The organism is Acinetobacter lactucae (genome assembly GCF_013122135.1).
GTDB classification, from domain to species: Bacteria; Pseudomonadota; Gammaproteobacteria; order Pseudomonadales; family Moraxellaceae; genus Acinetobacter; species Acinetobacter lactucae.
Map to the genome: position 1 here is coordinate 697627 of NZ_CP053391.1, position 19293 is coordinate 716919.

Annotated in this window: 19 protein-coding genes and 1 tRNA gene; 12 read left to right on the forward strand and 8 right to left on the reverse strand. The window is 38.0% G+C overall.

Annotated elements, in window-relative coordinates:
• Positions 1-12 precede the first annotated feature (12 nt).
• The 5 genes from mreC to HLV59_RS03435 all read left to right on the forward strand — a co-directional run bounded on the left by mreC (position 13) and on the right by HLV59_RS03435 (position 3777).
• Entirely contained in the window at positions 13-870 is an 858-nt protein-coding gene (mreC, locus tag HLV59_RS03415) for a rod shape-determining protein MreC (RefSeq protein WP_016143153.1), read from the forward strand.
• Positions 857-1348: a rod shape-determining protein MreD gene (mreD, locus tag HLV59_RS03420; protein WP_002116279.1), complete on the forward strand. Its 492-nt coding sequence runs from the start codon at positions 857-859 to the stop codon at positions 1346-1348. Before mreC ends, mreD begins: the two co-directional genes overlap by 14 nt.
• A complete protein-coding gene (locus HLV59_RS03425; protein WP_171430573.1) occupies positions 1336-1896 on the forward strand; it encodes a Maf-like protein in 561 nt (186 codons plus the stop codon). Before mreD ends, HLV59_RS03425 begins: the two co-directional genes overlap by 13 nt.
• A 113-nt stretch (positions 1897-2009) precedes the next feature.
• Positions 2010-3464: a ribonuclease G gene (gene rng, locus HLV59_RS03430; protein WP_016143372.1), complete on the forward strand. Its 1455-nt coding sequence runs from the start codon at positions 2010-2012 to the stop codon at positions 3462-3464.
• Between the two features lie 139 nt (positions 3465-3603).
• Positions 3604-3777, forward strand: a complete 174-nt coding sequence (locus HLV59_RS03435; protein WP_125738708.1) for a PA1571 family protein — start codon at positions 3604-3606, stop codon at positions 3775-3777.
• A gap of 30 nt (positions 3778-3807) precedes the next feature.
• Here the strand turns inward: HLV59_RS03435 and HLV59_RS03440 are convergent, their stop codons facing one another.
• Positions 3808-5193: a WS/DGAT/MGAT family O-acyltransferase gene (locus HLV59_RS03440; RefSeq protein WP_016143371.1), complete on the reverse strand. Its 1386-nt coding sequence runs from the start codon at positions 5191-5193 to the stop codon at positions 3808-3810.
• A gap of 171 nt (positions 5194-5364) precedes the next feature.
• On the reverse strand, positions 5365-6099 hold the full coding sequence (locus HLV59_RS03445) for a phosphoadenylyl-sulfate reductase (protein WP_005064416.1): 735 nt from the start codon (positions 6097-6099) through the stop codon (positions 5365-5367).
• A 184-nt stretch (positions 6100-6283) separates the two neighbouring features.
• Here HLV59_RS03445 and thrH point away from each other — a divergent pair, with 184 nt between their 5' ends.
• The gene (gene thrH, locus HLV59_RS03450) at positions 6284-6901 is read left to right on the forward strand and encodes a bifunctional phosphoserine phosphatase/homoserine phosphotransferase ThrH (protein WP_016143158.1); all 618 of its coding nucleotides are present in this window, start codon (positions 6284-6286) and stop codon (positions 6899-6901) included.
• Between the two features lie 71 nt (positions 6902-6972).
• Here the strand turns inward: thrH and HLV59_RS03455 are convergent, their stop codons facing one another.
• Together HLV59_RS03455 and HLV59_RS03460 are read right to left on the reverse strand one after the other, a co-directional pair.
• Positions 6973-8337, reverse strand: a complete 1365-nt coding sequence (locus HLV59_RS03455) for an outer membrane protein transport protein (RefSeq protein WP_061874866.1) — start codon at positions 8335-8337, stop codon at positions 6973-6975.
• A 599-nt stretch (positions 8338-8936) separates the two neighbouring features.
• The gene (locus HLV59_RS03460) at positions 8937-9635 is read right to left on the reverse strand and encodes an NAD(P)H-dependent oxidoreductase (RefSeq protein ID WP_081172842.1); all 699 of its coding nucleotides are present in this window, start codon (positions 9633-9635) and stop codon (positions 8937-8939) included.
• A gap of 156 nt (positions 9636-9791) precedes the next feature.
• Here HLV59_RS03460 and HLV59_RS03465 point away from each other — a divergent pair, with 156 nt between their 5' ends.
• Positions 9792-10817 (forward strand): AraC family transcriptional regulator, encoded by a 1026-nt coding sequence (locus tag HLV59_RS03465; RefSeq protein WP_171429344.1) that lies wholly within the window; start codon positions 9792-9794, stop codon positions 10815-10817.
• A gap of 48 nt (positions 10818-10865) precedes the next feature.
• Here HLV59_RS03465 and HLV59_RS03470 read toward each other — a convergent pair whose 3' ends face one another.
• On the reverse strand, positions 10866-11858 hold the full coding sequence (locus HLV59_RS03470; protein WP_081172846.1) for a fatty acid desaturase family protein: 993 nt from the start codon (positions 11856-11858) through the stop codon (positions 10866-10868).
• Positions 11859-11963: 105 nt separating this feature from the next.
• On the reverse strand, positions 11964-12764 hold the full coding sequence (locus tag HLV59_RS03475; protein WP_081172848.1) for a PaaX family transcriptional regulator C-terminal domain-containing protein: 801 nt from the start codon (positions 12762-12764) through the stop codon (positions 11964-11966).
• A gap of 353 nt (positions 12765-13117) precedes the next feature.
• On the opposite strand from HLV59_RS03475, the gene HLV59_RS03480 reads away from it, so the two are divergent.
• The 4 genes from HLV59_RS03480 to hchA all read left to right on the forward strand — a co-directional run bounded on the left by HLV59_RS03480 (position 13118) and on the right by hchA (position 17118).
• Positions 13118-13936, forward strand: coding sequence for an undecaprenyl-diphosphate phosphatase (locus HLV59_RS03480; RefSeq protein ID WP_002116515.1), 819 nt, complete (start codon positions 13118-13120; stop codon positions 13934-13936).
• A 158-nt stretch (positions 13937-14094) separates the two neighbouring features.
• Positions 14095-14991 carry an AraC family transcriptional regulator gene (locus HLV59_RS03485; RefSeq protein WP_171429345.1) on the forward strand — a complete coding sequence of 299 codons (897 nt, stop codon included), beginning with the start codon at positions 14095-14097 and terminating at the stop codon, positions 14989-14991.
• Between the two features lie 32 nt (positions 14992-15023).
• Positions 15024-16034 (forward strand): NAD(P)H-quinone oxidoreductase, encoded by a 1011-nt coding sequence (locus HLV59_RS03490; protein ID WP_171429346.1) that lies wholly within the window; start codon positions 15024-15026, stop codon positions 16032-16034.
• 208 nt (positions 16035-16242) lie between these two features.
• Positions 16243-17118, forward strand: a complete 876-nt coding sequence (hchA, locus tag HLV59_RS03495) for a glyoxalase III HchA (RefSeq protein WP_125739303.1) — start codon at positions 16243-16245, stop codon at positions 17116-17118.
• A 13-nt stretch (positions 17119-17131) separates the two neighbouring features.
• Here the strand turns inward: hchA and HLV59_RS03500 are convergent.
• A tRNA-Arg gene (locus HLV59_RS03500) sits at positions 17132-17204 on the reverse strand.
• A 310-nt stretch (positions 17205-17514) separates the two neighbouring features.
• Between HLV59_RS03500 and HLV59_RS03505 the strand changes: the two genes are divergently transcribed.
• On the forward strand, positions 17515-17769 hold the full coding sequence (locus tag HLV59_RS03505; protein ID WP_171429347.1) for a TIGR03643 family protein: 255 nt from the start codon (positions 17515-17517) through the stop codon (positions 17767-17769).
• Between the two features lie 55 nt (positions 17770-17824).
• On the opposite strand, the gene HLV59_RS03510 is transcribed toward HLV59_RS03505, so the two are convergent.
• Entirely contained in the window at positions 17825-19204 is a 1380-nt protein-coding gene (locus HLV59_RS03510) for an amino acid permease (protein ID WP_016143359.1), read from the reverse strand.
• Positions 19205-19293: the final 89 nt, after the last annotated feature.

Genomic DNA, 19293 nt, shown 5'->3' on the forward strand with positions numbered 1-19293 from the left:
AAGGATTAGGCGGTGCAACCGAATATTTTTTCAAGACAGCCGCCATCTTTCCGCTCGTTCATTATTGCGGTCATTACATGCTTGGTTGTGCTGTTCTTTGATTGGCGCATGCCTTATGTAATTCAGCCAGCAAGGGATGTCTTGTACGCTGCATATAACCCAATTTATGCATTGGCCAGTTATCCAGTACTGTCGAGAGAATGGCTGAATCAACAAACAAAATCTGAAGCACAACTGCGTCGTGAAAATACCGCGATGCAGGCTGAGCTTTTACAAGCTCAAGTCCGCTTACAGAAGCTTTCTGAATTATCTGCTGAAAATACCCGTTTACGAGGACTTCTTGATACACCGTTAATTATTGATGGTCGTATGGAAATTGCCGAAGTGATTGGGACAGATGCAGACCCATTGCGTCATATCATCATTATTAACCGAGGTTCTATGGACCATATCAAGGTCGGGCAAACGGTTTTGGATGATAAGGGGATTATGGGGCAGATCATTAATGTATATCCTCATAGCTCACGTGTAATGTTGTTATCAGATAAAGAGCATTCACTGTCGGTACGACTTGAGCGTACAGGAATGCGAGCGATTGTTTCTGGTACAGGTGATTTAGGCCGTTTAAAAATGGAATATGTTCCGACCAGCGCTAATATTCTGGTGGGTGATAAAGTGTTTAGCTCAGGCTTGGGTGAACATTTCCCAGCAGGTTACGCTGTGGGTACAGTTGCCAAAATAAGACGTCATAATTCAGGCGAGTTTGCTGAAATTGATGTTACACCAGCAGCGCAATTAGCCACAGGGCACCATGTAGTTGTACTTTTCTCTGAGTCCTTAGCGAAGGAGCAACCTTATGCCGATCGCTAAACTGAAACGAGAAAAGCGTAAAGATCCATTATGGGGAATTATTCTCTCTGTTATTGTGGGTTCTGTACTCATGGTTTACCCGCTATCCTATGATATTTCAGGCTGGCGACCACTGTTCATGTTGATGATTATGCTATTTTGGGTAGTATGTCAGCCAACATGGTGTGGGGTTTGGTTCGCATTCGGGATGGGGATTTTTACAGACTTATTGCTTGACGCGCCTTTAGGTCTCAATGCCTTAAGCTTTGTAATTGTGACTTTTCTTACCCGTTTTTTAATTCGGGAACGCCGTATTTTAACTTTTGTTAATTTATGGACGATAGCAACGCTGGTCATTATTGCCCATTTAGCATTTATGTGGGTAACTCAGACCATGGGTGGAATTCATTTTTCGATTGCTAGACATTGGCAACCTTTGATGACAAGTATCATCACGTGGCCAGTCGTCTATTATTGTTTGGCAAAATGGCGCATATAGTTTTAGCATCTAGCTCTCCTCGTCGGAAAGAGCTGTTACAACAGCTAGGCTTAGATTTTGAAATCTATAGTCCTGAAATTGATGAGTCTGTTCATGAAAATGAGCTGGTTCATCATTATGTTGAACGATTGGCTAGAGAAAAAGCTCAAACTGTATTGAAGCTTTTTCCAGAAGCAATTGTTATTGCTGCCGATACAAGTCTTGGACTTGATGGTCAAATTATTGGTAAGCCTGAATCGAAAAATCATGCCTTTGAAATCTGGAAACAATTATCTGGACGTTGGCATGATGTGTTTTCTGGACTGTGCGTTGCGACTCAACAAGAAATGCTAAGTCAGGTAGTGCAAACACAAGTTGAGTTTCAGCACCTGACTACACAAGATATGGAAGATTATTGGACCACGGGTGAGCCTGTTGGAAAAGCGGGTGGATATGCAATTCAAGGAATTGCCTCGCAATATATTCCCCAAATTCAAGGAAGTTATAGTAATGTGGTAGGACTTCCTTTATACGAATTTGCACAGTTATTAAAAAGAGTAAAGACATAAGGGGTTGTTATCATTCTTAAGTGAATAGCATTGTCGACGAACACTAGACAAAGTTAAAGTTAACAGCTTCTCTGACTCTTTAATAAAAATTTTATAATGCTTTGAGTTTATGTATGTCAGAAGAACTACTTATTAATGTCACGCCTATGGAGTGTCGGGTGGCATTAATCGAAAATGGAACTGTTAATGAGCTGTATGTCGAACGTACAGTCAAGCGCGGTCTAGTCGGCAATATTTACAAAGGTAAAGTAGTACGAGTGCTTCCGGGCATGCAAGCTGCTTTTGTGGATATTGGTTTGTCTCGAACAGCCTTTTTACATATCAATGATATGGTTTGGCCTCGTTCACAGCCTACACCAAATGTCTTTGAGCTATTACATCCTGGGCAAACCCTTACTGTCCAAGTAATGAAAGACATGTTGGGTACAAAAGGCGCACGTCTAAGTACAGATCTTTCAATTCCTTCTCGCTATTTAGTTTTAATGCCATATGGAAATCACATTGGTGTTTCTCAGCGTATTGAGTCAGAAGAAGAGAGAGAGCGACTGCGCAATATTATTGAAGGTATTCAAACTGAGCATAATTTACCTGGTAGCGTGATTGTCCGCACAGCCGCTGAAGGTGTCGATGAGGCAGAAATTGCCCAGGACATGTGCTATCTGAGTAAGTTGTGGGAATACATTCAGCGTAAACAAACTGACGTTGCTGTTCCTTCTCTAATTTTTGAAGAGCTCCCATTACCTCAACGTATTATTCGAGATTTGGCGAGTGAAGAAACGGCAAAGATTTATGTCGATTCGCGAGAAATTCATGCCAAGTTGCTTGAATTTGTAGAAGAGTTCGTTCCGAATATGAAGAGTCGTCTTATCCATTATCCGGGTGAGCGACCACTCTTTGATCTTTATAATGTTGAAGAAGATATTCAAAAAGCCTTGCAAACCCGCGTAGCTTTGAAGTCGGGTGGCTATCTGATGATTGATCAGACTGAAGCCATGACAACGATTGATGTTAATACGGGTTCATATGTCGGTGGTCGTAGTCTTGAAGACACGGTTTTTAAAACCAATATGGAAGCGACTCAAGTTATTGCACGTCAACTTAGACTGCGTAATTTGGGTGGTATTCTCATTATTGATTTTATTGACATGCAAGAAGCAACTCACCGTGAAGAGGTGATGCGTCAGTTTGAGAAAATGCTTGAGCGAGATCACGCTAAGACCAAAATTACTCAAGTCTCAGAACTTGGTCTGGTCGAAATGACGCGTAAACGAACTCGTGAATCATTAGAACACTTGTTATGTGAATCGTGTCCAACATGTCAAGGGCGTGGTTTTGTCAAAACGGCAGAGACAGTGTGTTACGAAATATTTCGTGAGATATTACGTTATACCCGCGCATTCGAGTCAACGAGTGGCTTTACTGTTGTTGCCCATCCTTCTGTGATTGACCGATTATTAACAGCAGAAGCACCAGCAGTAGCCGATTTAGAGCATTTTATTAACCGTGTTATTAAATTTCAGGTCGAAAATTTATATACGCAAGAGCAATACGATATCATTTTAAGTTAAAGTTGTAACAAGATATCGCTTAATCCTTGTTACAACTGAAATTTTACTTTCATTCATGAATTTTAAATACTACTTACATACAGTAGCCGTAGACGTTCTCCCTATTAAACGTCTTAGCAAACAATAAGAGGTATAACCCATGAATGTAAGTGAAAACTTAATTAGCAACGGTCTTAAACATGTTTTAGAAAGCAAGCCAGTAAATAGCTGCTATATGTTGAATGACCAAGGTAAAGAAGTACCGATCACAACTGCAATGATTCGTTCAGTATGTCATCAGTTGCTTAACCAGTGCCGCACAATCAAAAAATAAGGGGCCAATTTAAAGCCCCTTAGTTCTTTTCTAACTTGCTGAATGATGTTTCAGCTGTTTCTCTGCAATAATTTCTTCAAAACGTTGAATCTCATCTTCTAAATGAGTCAAAAGGTTTTGCATTTTCGGCAAAGCATTTCGACAAGCTGTTAAGCCAACTTCAAGCTTATCTAAATAACTAGTCATGGTAATGTTTAGAGCTTGTCCATCCATGACAATCGAAGCAGGGTAGAGTGCATCTAATTTCGCGCCATTCCAATAAAGCGGCTCACGTGGTCCTGGTACATTGGAAATCACTAAATTGAACGCCTGACGCTTAGGAAGCATTCCTGACATGATGTTTAATCCTGCCGGACCATAAACAACCGCACTATAGTTTAAAATTTCATTCGCAGTCATGCGGCTAAAGCGTTGCTTTGAATTCTGCATGCTACGGCGAATGATTTCTAGACGCTCTAACGGTTGATCTTTATGCGTCCCTAAATTTGCCAAAATCATGGTAATTCGGTTACTCATGTCAGAATCATCTGTACGTAATGAAGCTGGAACCATCGCAATAAGTGGCTTTTTAGGTAAGCTATTTTGACTAATCAAATATTCACGTAAAGCGCCTGAACATACAGCCAGCACAACATCATTAATCGTCACGCCTAATGCTTTTGAAATTTTTCTGAGGCGGCTGAGTTCAAATGATTGGGCTGCAAAACGACGTGAAGCACTGACTCTTTGGTTCAAAATAGAAACTGGCGCCTGAAAAGTAGAAACATAATCAGGATTTTTACCCATTTCCTTGAATATTGTTTGAGATAGCTCATGCATGACTTTTGGAGCGATGTCGAGTTGAGACTTAATACCGCCTAAAATACTCTTAATTTTACTTGTACTTGGAGTTGGTACTTTTAGACGTTTCGCTCTTTTGCTCTCAACACACCATAAAGGAACAACATGTTTCTCTTCTGGTGTTTTTGATAGAGATTTCTCGATCAAACGCATGCCAGCAACACCGTCAACCATTGCATGATGTATTTTAAAATACATGGCAAAACGATTGCCTTCGATTCCTTCAATAATGTCACAAGTCCAAAGTGGCTTTGCACGATCAATTAATGAGCTATGCTGCTGTGAAATATAAACCAATAATTCACGAATACGGCCCGGGTGAGGCAAAGCAATATGGCGAAAGTGATGATCGATATCGAATTCTTCATCTTCATCCCAAAATAAGCCATTTAAACGGTTATTGAAGGGAGGAATAGGAATACTTTTTGAGCGTCTAATATCTTCTACTAAATCATGTACAAAGGTTTCAGGTGCATTTTCAGGAATTTCAAATAAAAATAACCCACCGACATGCATGGGTTGCTGTCTTTTTTCGAGTGACAGAAAAATGAAATCAATTGGGTGTAATGGACGCATAAATCATCGTGCCTCATGCATTTTTCTAAGAAGCCCTTATCTGAGCTCTTGTTAGAATTATAGAACCGTAAAATTAAGTATATAGCGTTTAGAGTAGAGAAAATATGACTTTGTGTACGCAACATGACACAAAAAAAACCACTGATTTACCAGTGGTTTTTTGATAAAAAATTACTTTTTCATATTACCTGCATGTAATCCACATTCTTTTTGAGTGGCTTCTTCCCACCACCAGCGACCTTCACGCTCATGTTGGTTTGGTAATACAGGTCGAGTACATGGTTCACAGCCAATAGAAACAAAGCCACGTTCGTGAAGAGGGTTATATGGAATCTCCATCATACGGATATAACTCCATACTTCAGCACTTGTCCAGTTCGCTAAAGGATTATATTTAATAAGTTGCTTACCTGGACCAGAGAAACCTGCGTCAGCTTGTACTACTGGAATTTCTGTACGTGTACCAGGGCTTTGATCTTTACGTTGACCTGTAATCCAGCCATCTAAAGTCGCAAGTTTTTTACGTAAAGGCTGAACTTTTCGAATACCGCAACATTCTTGATGCCCATCTGTGAAAAAGCTGAATAAACCTTTTTCATTGACCATGTTTTGGACAGCTTCAGATTCAGGGAAACAAATTTCGATATTGATATTGTAGTGTTTACGGACAGTTTCAATAAATTGATACGTTTCAGCATGTAGGCGACCAGTGTCGAGACTAAAGACACGGAACGGCTTACCCAAACGTGAAGCAATATCAATTAAAACAACATCTTCTGCTCCCGAAAAAGAAATTGCGATTTCACCTTGTTGGCTTAAGGCAAGTTCTAAAATTTCTCGTGGGCTTTTGGTTGCATACTCAGCAGCAAGAGCATCTACGATATCAATAGTCGGAATAACGGTCATGTGTGTTCCTGGCAAAAGGCTTGGGCGCATTGAGTTATGAAAAATATTCTAAAGGATAGTTGATAAAGTGCTTAGCACTTTAATTTCGATCCTTATGAATAAAATTGATTTGATCAATAACAACGCAAAACTGAAAATCTTAATGGTATGATACAGCAATTTTTAACCAACGTTGGAAGCATTCATGGAAATCGTATGCCTAGATCTTGAAGGGGTTTTAGTTCCTGAAATCTGGATCAATTTCGCTAAAAAAACAGGGATTAAAGAACTCGAAGCAACTACTCGTGATATTCCGGATTATGATGTTTTAATGACTCAACGTCTGAATATCTTAAAACAACACGGTTTAGGCTTAAATGATATTCAAGAAGTCATTGCCGAGATGGGGCCATTACCAGGCGCAAAAGAATTTGTTGAATGGGTGAGCACACATTTCCAACTCGTGATTTTGTCAGATACCTTCTATGAATTTGCACATCCTTTAATGAAGCAATTAGGATGGCCAACAATTTTCTGTCACAAGTTAGAGACAGATGAAGAAGGCATGATTACAGCTTATAAATTACGCCAACCAGATCAAAAACGTGAGTCGGTTAAGGCGCTACATGGCTTAAATTTCCGTGTAATCGCAGCTGGTGATTCATATAATGATACAACGATGCTTGGTGAAGCTGACCATGGTTTCTTGTTTGATGCGCCAGAAAATGTGATTGCTGAGTTTCCACAGTTTCCAGCTATCCGCGGATATGATGCATTAAAAGAAGCAATCCGTTCAGTTTCACAGCGTACAATCCCAGCTTAAGAATAAAGAATAAAGAATAAAGAATAAAAAAAGGCGCTTTAAGCGCCTTTTTTATGAATGAATTTTGAAACTTAGAATTTATAACCAAGTTTTAAACCATAAGCGATTGCATTGTTGTCAGAGAATTCTGCAACATAATAGTCATCGCTACCAGCTTGCGCACCAGTTTGTGCTTTAGCATCACCCAACCAGAAATATTTTACACCACCAGCAATAAACGTTTGTGGAGTAGGGCTATATTGAAGACCTAAGCCTACGTTCCAGTAACCTTCAGTTGGGCCTAAGGTTGTTACAGGGTTACCTGCACCAGAATCCCAACCTACAGAAACGTTACCTGCCCATTTATCGTTCAGTTTACGGCCCACACCCGCATTAACAGACCACTGATCATCAGAATATTCAACTAGATTAAAACCATTTGGGCGGCTAGGAGTTGCTATTGGGCCTACAGCTTCTGATACCTTGCCAAATTTATATGGACGAATCGCGAAATCCTTCCAGTTCACCCAACGTACATTTGCGAAAGCAACTGTATTTGCCATGATACCTGTTTGGAAATCAAGGTTTACAGATTGAGGGGTGGTAATTGTAGTTCTTCCTTCTAATTGGTTAGCAGCAATAGCTTTACCAATTGTTTGTTGGATCGCTCCAGCTTGTGCAGGAGTTAACTGACCAGCTGCAACTAATTGCCCAATAGTTGATCCAAGTGCTCCAGCATTCGCTGTAATTGAATCTGCAAGTGCAATTGTTTCATCTGCATTAATTTTGTGATCAATTTCTGAACGATATGTGATAGAAGCTTTAAGTGCAATTTCTGGAATTTGGAAAGCGGCACCTGCTAACCAACCAGCTGCTCCATCTTCAGGAATCGAAGCATCATAGCCATTATACAAGCTATATGCAGAACCTCTTAAATGAACATTTCCTTTAATTGTTTGATATACGCCACCACCATAGAAATTAAAATTTTCAGTAGGTTGGAAACCAAAAATCATCGAAATATTTTGACTATCGACTTCAACTGAAGTTGCGCCCTGAGTTCCGCCTAAAGCGCCTGTTGTAATTGGTAAAGTACCGAGAATTGGATCTGATGGGCTCGCTACAAAGGCATTATTACCAGAATATTGTGCATCGGCTCCAAATGGTTGATCGTAAAGTAAACCAAAAGAAAATTTATCAGTAAGTTGTAGTTTTAAGGCTGCACTTGGAAAATAGTAATCGTCTCCCATATCGCCAATATTACGACCCGTTTTAATTGTACCAGCTTCTTTACCTGCTACATCTGGGTCTAAAACAGAAATACCAGCTTCAAAGTAGTTACCAGGCTGCAAAAATGCAGAGATAGATTGTCCAGAGCGATCCAATGCTGCTGCAAAAACCCCAGTTGCAGGCAGCGTTGCTAAAATCATTGCAGTGCTCAGATGTTTTAATTTCATTTTAATCTTTCCTTGAACTTCAAGACATTTTTTTAAAAGTAACAGAGTTAAACCGTTTAAACTGTGTTGCCTTCAAAGCTCCTAATTACAACTAATAGAAGCTTTGATAACTCCATGTAACAAAAATAGCATAATTACAATAAGAGTAAATCTGTTATATGAACTGAAGAGTACTCACTTTTTATACAAATAGTGTCAATAATGGATGAAAAATGAAGGAATATTTTCATTGTTAATTTATTTTAATTAATTGATATTTATATTTTTTATCTATTAGTAGTAGCCTTTGTTTTTATGACATTTTTGTCACAAATCCAAGAAAAATGGTCAAAGATTTTTTTGTAAAAATATGAATTAAGTGATTATGAAATGAGTATTGGTCGTCATTTTTAGTTGATAAGTCTAGTTTCTCTACATCTGTATATTATTGATTCAGTTTTATATTCTTAATTTTATAAAAAAGTTTACCTTAATTTTTTTACCATTTGATCTATTTTTTGAGCAAATTTGGCCTCTATATTTTAAAGTTAGAAGTAAGAAAATAACCGAAAATAATAATCTAGATTCAGTTATTTAATTTTTAGAGCTAAAACATACCATTAAAATGGATATAGTTTTTCATCAAATTGCTCAAGTTTGGGAAATTTTAATGACTCGAGCTGGTCCAGATAAGTGAGATAAGTTCCATAATCTTCCAGAAGGACTTCTCGTGCTTCTTGGCTAATATATGGTACATGATAAGCAATAAATGGTGGTAAAACCTCAAAACCCGCATATGCCAATGTACCACGCTGAATTGGTGATAAATAATTTTCAATTGGGCCATGAATAGCGTTTTCTCCAAACATATGGGTTCTACCACCGAGTGTTAAACACAACATCGCTTTTTTACCTGCCATGCCGCCATGGTTATAAAAGCGTTTGCCACCGTAAAAGAGTCCTGAAACAAACACACGATCAATCCAGCCTTTTAAAATTGCTGGCACAGATGTCCAATAAAGCGGGAAATTTAAAATAACTAAATCAGCTTTTTTTACTTTTTCTATTTCTGCTTGAATATCTGGAGCTAGAAGTTGATTTTTGCTGGCATTCCTTTGCTCTAGAGCATAGTTAAAATAATCAGGCTGATTAAGCTCTAAAAAATCTTCTTTGGATGCAATAGGGTTAAATTGCATCATATATAAATCTGAAATTTCTACGCTGTGCCCCAATTTTTCTAAGGTTCGCTTGGCTGTACTTTTTAGAGCAGTAGTAAAAGACTGTGGTTCTGGATGAGCATGGACAATCAGAATGTTCATAAGGCGACCTGTATTCTTTTCAGAAATTGTGCTGTCTAGTGCAATTCAGCGGATTTTGTTTTGAATAACTATGCATCAATTTAAAAGCATGGCATAGTTCATAAACTGACAGTTTTTACCATTTCGCGCCATTTTATTTTGCTTTATGGGTTGCTCATGAATCCAGAATTACCCGGAACTTATATTAATTTAATTGTCGAGACTGTTAAGCAGTTGGGCGTCTCTAGTGAGCAGCTTTTAGATGGAAGTGGAATAACTTTAGACCAATTAAAAAAGCCATATTGGTATGTTGAGTTCAACATCTTAAATCAGCTTATTGAACGGGCGATCAAATTATGCAAAGAGCCAGCATTAGCTGGGTATTTAGCTTTAAGCATGACGGCTTCATGTTATGGTTCAGTCGGAATGGCTGCCATAGTTTCTCCAAATTTAGGAGAAGCGTTGAAAATACTTGAACAATTCATTGGTTCACGTTGTAAGGTTTTTAAACCAGAATTAAAACAAGAAAATAATGATGCATGTTGGTCAATTCATCAGCCCATCAATGCATTTCAGCTGAGCCCAAATGCCAACATTTTTTTGTTAGTCGGTTTTGTTCAAATTGCGAAAAAATTAACAGGGCTTTCTCATTTGGGAAAAGTTGAATTACAAATGCCAGAGCCGATAGGTTTTGACCAAATCAGTCATCAACTGGCTGTGACTTGTTTATTTAACCAAAAGCGTAATTGTTGGATATTTCCAAAAGAGTATTTAGCACAACCAGTATTAACGGCAGACCCAATGCTAGCGCCGTTGTTAAATGCGCAATGTAAGCGGGATATAGAGAAGTTAAACTTAAAAAGTGGTTGGAAAGGGAGAGTCAAACAAGTTGCCGAAAAATTGCTTTTAAATGGGAATATTGACGCATTAAAAGTTGGGCAAGTGGCTCAAATCATGAATATGTCAGAGCGAACCTTACAACGCTATTTAGCCCTTGATCATACTAGTTTTACAATCTTGGTAGACTCTCTCAAAAAAGAGCATGCCCAGAAACTTTTAGCTCAAAATAACATATCGATTGAAAAAGTGGCTTTAATGCTGGGTTATGCCGAGACTTCCCACTTTACCCGTGCATTTAAGCGGTGGATGGGTGTTACGCCTAAATATTTCCAAACTAAACATAAGATGGGTGATTTAAGTTAAAAGGCCATAAATTTAAATTCATGGCCTTTCATTTATCAATTGAATTCCTTAAATAGATTTTTCTGGCTTAGATGAGAGTGATTCAATTACTTCAAAATAGCTAGGTGGTGCTGGAACATGGCCGCGATCTCTCAACAAACGATGCATGCGTGGTAATTTGAAGTAGGGCACCGAAGCCATTAAATGGTGTTCCATGTGGTAATTGACATGAATAGGGGCCACGAAGCTTCTAGCAATCCAACCTGCACGTGTTGTACGGGTATTGGTTAAAGCGGTATTACTCGTTTGCATCCCTGCATGTTCGGCCATTGAGCGAATTCTTAAAAATAATGGGAAGGGTGTTAAATACGCTAAAGGCCATAACCAATAAAACCGTTGTTGACCAAAAGCTTTTAGAACACCATAAAGAGCTACATTGGTTGCAATGGCTCCGCTACTGTTTTTTATAAGACTTTTAGCGTAGTCAACGAAGTCTTTATTACTTCGATCTAGCCAGACTTGATCATTTGCAACAGTCCATTTCATTAGATCTAGATCCATTAACACTCGGCCAAAGCTAAACTTTAATCCGGTCATACCCGTTAAGTCGCGTAAGAATTTACGAGTAAGAGATTTTTTGCTTACTGGAAAACCAGAAACTAAAGATAGGTCTGGGTCATCTGGAGTAGATGTTTTTGCATGATGGCGGACATGATGTACGCGGTATTTTTGTAGATCATTCCAGATTGGACGGGCGCATAGCCACTCACCGACAAAGTCATTTATTTTTTTATTTTTGAACAAGCTTTTATGCGATGCATCATGCATCAAAATCGCTAGGCATAACTGGCGACCCGCCAATATTGCTAAGGCAAGCATACAAGCAAGTAATTTGCCCCAACTAGGTAAGTAATCCCACATCATGATTAAACTGGCAAATGTTCCGCCAATAACAGCCCATGTACTTGCAACAGCCCAAGCACCATATGCATCTGAGGGTTGTGTGAGCTCCTGTATTTCTTCTCTGCTAAATAGATCGGTCACACTCACTTGTGCATTCATTTTTATTCTCCCAAATCAGATTTTGGTATCCATATTTTATATTACCAATATAATCATAAAATTTAAAAAATTGTAATATTTGTTTGTAAAAAAATAAATCGCCCTTTAATGGGCTAATTCATTTTCATAAATTTTCTGCCACAGCTTTTGCCCAATCGAATCGAGCTGCTGTACATTTTGAGCAAACTGATTACGGGCATATTCGTTAACAAATGGAGGGGGCAGCAGCGGATCATTCATGAGTAAGGTAATTGTTTCACGTCCTAATAACAAAGCTTGAGTGGCGGCCTCGTTTAAGGATAAATTTTTATAATTCAAAAGCCATTCTTGGATATCTTGGCTATACATCTCATAATTTTCTTCAAGCTGCTTTGTATCCCATAAAGAAGGAATTAACGAAACTGTTTTTGAGTCAAATTTTTGAATAATAGAAATTTTAGCTTCATTTTCAAGACCCGCTAAAACGAGCTCTTCACATGTTTTTTCAAAGTTATACGCTAAATTGTCTGGACGTATGTAAATACCAGTTTCGAGCTCTCTAAAACCAAATTGATGTAGGGCGTGCTCTCTCTTTTTTAAAGCGGTCCTATCTATACGGCCTAAAGTTCCAGTAAATACTGCCAGATAGTGCTGTTGCCATTCTTTAGTCTGCTTAATGCCATTTTTACGATTCAAAATGACTTTTGCCCATTCTTTGGTTGAAGGCGAAAGTTGATAAATACCGCGCTCGACGCTTTCAATCATGCCTTCATTTAATAGCCGAGTCGTCGCAACACGAATACCGTTGTCACTCATATTAAAGAGTTTAGCGGCAATCAATATTTGTTTAATGGTGAGCTGAGGATAAGCTGAGGAAAGAAATAAATCGATAATAAGATGACGTGCATTAATTTTGGTATTTTTCATTCAGATAGAATTTTTGATATGAGTTGCATTTGAACAGAATAATATCATGTTTCTTTAAGGACATTTTAAGATCATTTTGTAGAGTAAGTAAGGGCGAAAAGCTTTATCTATAACAAGAAAAATTTTGGCAGTTCTTAACCAAGTTTTATCTTTTTACGATAGTTAACCCAAGTTTGTCATCATGTTGTGATACATTATCGCACTTTAAATAAACTGCCTTTAACTAGGGGCAATAACCACAAACGTTAGAAATGATCTGATATTGAACATGTGTTAAGTCTAATTTTAGGCTTATCAGTTTCGATAAAACAAATTTTAGATCGTTCTAATGATTAACTTTCTTTGAGCAAGTTATGGAAAATTTTGAAGTTATAAAAGCACTGTTTTTAGGCTTTGTCGAAGGCTTAACTGAATTTTTACCCATCTCGAGTACAGGCCATTTAATTTTATTTGGTCATATTATCGATTTCCACTCAGACGGCGGTCGTGTATTTGAGGTCGTAATCCAGTTAGGTGCTATTTTGGCAGTGTGCTGGTTATACCGACAAAAAATTATTAACTTGATTAAAGGATTCTTTAGTGGTGATGTGGAATCACGTCATTTTGCGATCAGTGTGCTTATTGCATTCTTTCCAGCAGTCATTATTGGTGTTCTAGCTGTCGACTTTATTAAAAGTGTTCTATTTAGCCCAATTGTGGTTGCGATTGCTTTGATTGTCGGTGCTCTTATTATTTTCTGGGTGGAATCTAGACAGTTTGAACATAAGACCCTAGATGCAACGAAAATTACTTTTAAACAAGCGCTTTTAGTAGGTCTTGCTCAGTGTGTGGCGATGATTCCGGGAACTTCACGTTCAGGCGCAACAATTGTAGGCGGAATGTTTGCAGGTTTATCACGTAAAGCTGCTACAGAATTTTCTTTCTTCCTTGCAATGCCAACCATGTTGGGCGCTGCAACTTTTGACTTAATTAAAAATGCTGACGTACTTACCTCAGACAATATGGTTAATATTGGGGTAGGTTTCGTTGCTGCTTTTATTGCCGCGCTGTTTGTTGTAAAAGCATTGGTACTGTTTGTAGAACGTCATACGTTACGTGTATTTGCTTGGTACCGAATTGTACTTGGTGTAATTATTTTGATTGCAGCAATGTTCTTTAATTTATCGGCTTAAATAGCCTAATAAAGTGAAAAAACCTAGAATGCTCTAGGTTTTTTTATGCCTAAAAATTGATTTGAATTGCCTATTTATACAAAGTAAACGTAAGACAGATGTTTTCATTTTAGGTTCATTGTTATATTGATTATTAGATTACCTCTCACAATAAAACTATGCCGAAAAATCATCTTACAGAACATTTGGTCGATGCATTTTTGCACTTGGCTCCAGCAGAAGGTCTCTATCCTACTTTTATCTCTAACATCACCTTAATGCGGGTAGATCATTCCACACCACCTATTGCCGTGCTGCAAGAACCCTCAATTGTTTTAGTGATACAGGGATTAAAGCGTGGATATATTGGTAAAGAAATCTTTCAGTTTCAAAAAGGACAGTGCTTATTTATCTCAATTGCAATACCGTTTGATTGCGATACTGTAGTTGAAAATAATGAACCCATGTTGGCAATCGCAATAAAGTTTGAACCACAAATGATGGCTGATCTCATTACTAAAATGGATAAACAGCAACAAGTGATTACTGAAGATGCTCATTCGGAAGATTTAAAATTAAGCTGTGGACTTAGAGTGATCGACATGAATGCCACCATTTCAGAGGTTGCTCTCAGATTGCTCAATTTACTTCGCTCTAAACAAGATACTTTTATATTAGGTGAGCAAGTTAAAAGAGAATTAGTTTATCGTGTGGTGCAGGCCTCAGGTGGCAATCTAGTCGAGAGTTTATCGGCTATAGCAAGTCGTAATGGCGTGATTTACACCATTTGTGAAATTATTCAGCGTGATTATTATCATAACTTAACGGTTCAAGAGTTGGCGAAACAAGCAGGCATGAGCATCTCGCTTTTTCATCAGACTTTTAAAAAGGTGACGAATTATTCGCCCTTACAGTACATCAAAATTACTCGGTTACATAAGGCTCGTGAATTGATCATGAACAATAAAATGGGTGTAGCAGAAGCAGCCTATGAAGTAGGTTATGTCAGTGCTTCACAATTTAGCCGAGAATTTAAGCGACTGTTTGGCGTTCCACCCAAGTCCTCAATTATTTAACGTAGATTAGTATTTTGAAATATAAATCAAACATGGAGCATTATATGACCCTTCCAACAACCATGAAAATTATTGAAATTACGGCTCCTGGTGGACCTGAGGTTCTAAAAGTTCAAGATGCTAGTCTTCCAGTACCTCAAGCAGATGAAGTCTTAATTGAGGTAAAGGCTGCTGGAATTAACCGTCCTGACGTTTTGCAGCGTATGGGATTATATCCAATGCCTAAAGGTGTTACTCAAATACCAGGACTTGAAGTCGCTGGTGTCGTGGTTGCTGTGGGTGAGCAAGTAGATCAATTCAAGGTTGGTGATAAAGTTTGTGCTCTAACAAATGGCGGTGGTTATGCAGAATATTGTGCCGTAACTGCAACTCAAATATTGCCAATACCTGAAAATTTATCTTTTACGCAAGCTGCTGCAATTCCAGAAACATTTTTTACGGTTTGGGCAAACCTATTTGATATTGGCCGTTTAAAGAAAGATGAAACCGCATTGATTCATGGTGGGGCAAGTGGTATTGGAACCACAGCTTTAGCGATTTGCCAAGCTTTAGGAATTAAAACTTTTGCGACCGTTGGTAGTGAAGATAAAGTTGAAGCACTCTCTAGTTTCACCACAGCAATTAACTATAAAACCCAAGATTTTGAGCAAGAGGTTTTGAAACATACTCAAGACCAAGGTGTTGATGTTATTTTAGACATTGTGGGTGGTTCTTATTTCACAAAAAATTTAAATCTATTAAAACGTGATGGCCGACTTGTCATTATTGGTTTTATGGGTGGTCGAATCGCAAAAGAATTTGATTTACAAAAACTGATTTTAAAACGTGCCACAATTACGGGTTCAACGATGCGAGCACGTAATAGCCAAGAAAAAGCAGAAATTACACAATCTTTGCATGAGCATGTATGGCCATTATTGGCTCAAGGTAAATGTTTACCTCAAATCTATAAAACGTATGCTTTTTCAGATGTACAAAGTGCTCACGCATGTATGGAACAAGGTGATCATATTGGAAAGATCGTTTTAGAAATGAATGCGTAACACTGTAATCATTGAAGTTTGGGCGAACGACAGGTTCGCCTAAACTGAATTTTATAATTCTAGATTCTGCCTATTTCTCTATAAAAATTGCCAAATTCTATTGGCAGATTGCACCAGTTCCATAACTTCACCTATAAATTAAGTAAGAAATAAAAATTGGTTCTTACCTTATTATTTCTTTCCATACTGATGAAAAAGGATAGTAACAATGAATACCGCAAATATTGATGATAAAAATCCTACTCCAGATTTGGCTGAAGATAATGCCTTTTTCCCATCACCATACTCACTGAGCCAATATACTGCTCCTAAAACCGATTACGACGGCACGACTTATTCAACGCCGTATGCGGGCAATAAAAAAGTTTTAATGATTGCAACTGATGAGCGTTACATCCAAATGCAAAACGGTAAGTTCTTTTCAACAGGTAACCATCCTGTAGAAATGCTTTTACCGATGTTTCATTTAGATAATGCAGGTTTTGAAATTGATGTTGCGACACTTTCAGGTAATCCAGCCAAACTTGAAATGTGGGCGATGCCAAAGCAAGAACAAGTGGTGTTAGATACTTTTCAAAAATACGCAGATAAATTAAAAAATCCATTAAAGTTGACTGATATTTTAGAAAATGTAGTGGAAGAAAACTCACCATATGCAGCTGTATTTATTCCCGGTGGGCATGGTGTTTTAGCTAAAATTCCACATAGCTTAGATGTCAAAAAAGTCCTTAAATGGGCAGTTGAACAAGATAAATTTATTATTACATTATGTCATGGTCCTGCTTCATTACTGGCTGCAGCAGTAGATGAAAAGCCAGAAAACTATATTTTTAAAGGTTATCAAATTTGTGTATTCCCTGATTCATTAGATAAAGGAGCAAATATTGATATCGGTTATATGCCGGGGGCTTTACCTTGGCTAGTAGGGGAAAACCTTGAAAAGCTCGGTGTCGAAATTTTAAATAAGGGCATTACAGGTCAATGTCATAGAGACCGTAAATTGCTAACTGGGGATAGTCCACTTGCTTCTAATAATTTAGGAAAACTTGCAGCTGAAACGTTGTTGGCTGAAGTGAAGGATTAAGTTTAGAAGTATGTGCGCCCTGCGGGACTCGAACCCACGTCGGTCGCTTAGGAGGCAACTGCTCTATCCAGTTAAGCTAAGGGCGCATAATTTTATGATTATAAACAAAAAAGCTAATGCTAAGGCAATGGCTTTTTCATGTTTTAAGTATTAAAACTTTTGCCATAGTGACTAATAAAAATAAACCTGTACCACTCAACCATTTCCAGCCGCTTATTTCTTTTAGAAAAACATTTTATAAAGCTAAAAAATCACAAAAACTTCATGTCGAACTTTCTATGATCTGAAGCAAAACACGAAAAGGTTTAAGACGAGCAATTGGATAGATGAAGTTATTTCTAGAAGGTTATTTGTTAAAAATCAGATTTGACTATCTATAATTCAAAAGGGCATAACATGAAAAAAATTGATGAACAGGACTTATCTAGAATTATTGAAATGGCATGGGAAGATCGAACCCCATTTGAAGCAATTGAGCGAGAGTATGGCTTACGTGAAAGTGAAGTTATTCGTTTAATGAGATACAACCTCACAACCCATAGTTTTAAACTTTGGCGTAAACGTATGGCAGGGCGTAAAACTAAGCATCAGCAATTACGTTCACCAGAGGTTGAACGAGCTTACTGTTCGCGTCAGTATAAATATGCATAATTTTCTGATCATAAATAAAAAAGCCATTGTCTAAACAATGGCTTTTTAGATTTATTTATTGTTCAGGATTCTCAACCGAATCGAGTTTTTTAGGATTTAAATAGTCAAAAAGTACGAGCATTGCTGTAATCCAAATAGGGATCATCATTACTGACTCTTTGAAACCTTGAGTCCACATAATATAGAGAACAACAGCAATAAACGCTAAAACTAAATAATTACTAAATGGCGACCATAACGCTGGAAAAGATGTCTTAACATTCGCGTGCTTAACAAAGCGTCTATACTTCAAATGTGTAATTGATATCATTGCCCAGTTTAGAACAAGTGCACCAACTACAACGTACATAAGATGTCCAAGAGCATCTTCAGGTACAAAGTAATTTAAAAGAACGCAACCAAAGATTAATAAAGCAGAAAGCAGAACAGCGGGAATAGGAACCCCCTGTTTATTGGTTTTTGCAAAAACTTTTGGTGCATTGCCTTGTTGAGCGAGACTGTAGAGCATACGGCTATTTGCAAACATCCCACTGTTATAAACAGAGAGGGCAGCAGTTAAAATAATAAAGTTAAGTAAGTGTGCAGCCCAACCAATTCCCATTTGGCTAAAAATCATAACAAATGGACTTTTGTCGAGACCGCCAAGATCTAATTGGTTCCATGGTACTAATGAAAGTAAGATTGCCAATGAACCGATATAGAAAATCAAGATACGGAAAACGACTTGGTTAATTGCTTTTGGAATGGTTTTTTTCGGATCTTTTGCTTCCGCTGCGGCCATACCAATCAGTTCAATACCACCAAAAGCGAACATCAAGAAAGCCAACATATAGAAGAGGCCGCTAAAGCCATTTGGAAAAAATCCACCATGAGACCAAAGGTTACTAAATGAAATGTTTGAACCTACGTCTGCTGTAAATAGCAAATAAAGTCCAAATACGATCATAGAGATAACCGCAGCAACTTTAATAATAGCGAGCCAGAATTCGGACTCACCATAAAATTTGACGTTGGTTAAGTTAATTGCCGTAATCACGACAAAGAAAAATAAGACAGACGTCCACGCTGGAATATGAGGCCACCAATAATTAATATATTTGGCTACCGCGGTGAGCTCACTCATCGCCACCAGAACATAGAGTATCCAATAGTTCCATCCGGTTAAAAATCCGGGAAATTTCCCCCAATATTTATACGCAAAATGGCTGAACGATCCTGCAACAGGTTCTTCAACAATCATTTCTCCCAAGTGACGCATAATCAAAAACGCGATTAAGCCGCCAATGGCATATCCTAAAATAATGGATGGTCCCGCAGATTGAATCACTTGCGCCGAGCCTAAAAATAATCCGGTACCAATTGCTCCACCCATAGCAATTAATTGGATGTGTCGATTTTTTAGTCCTCGTTGCAGTGTAGAAGATTCGTTGGTCAAAGGTCTTCACTCACAATGAATAAGTAAATTATTCTAATAGATGGAGTTATTTTAGCCTAGACTACAAATTAATAAGGAGTGACTGAAAA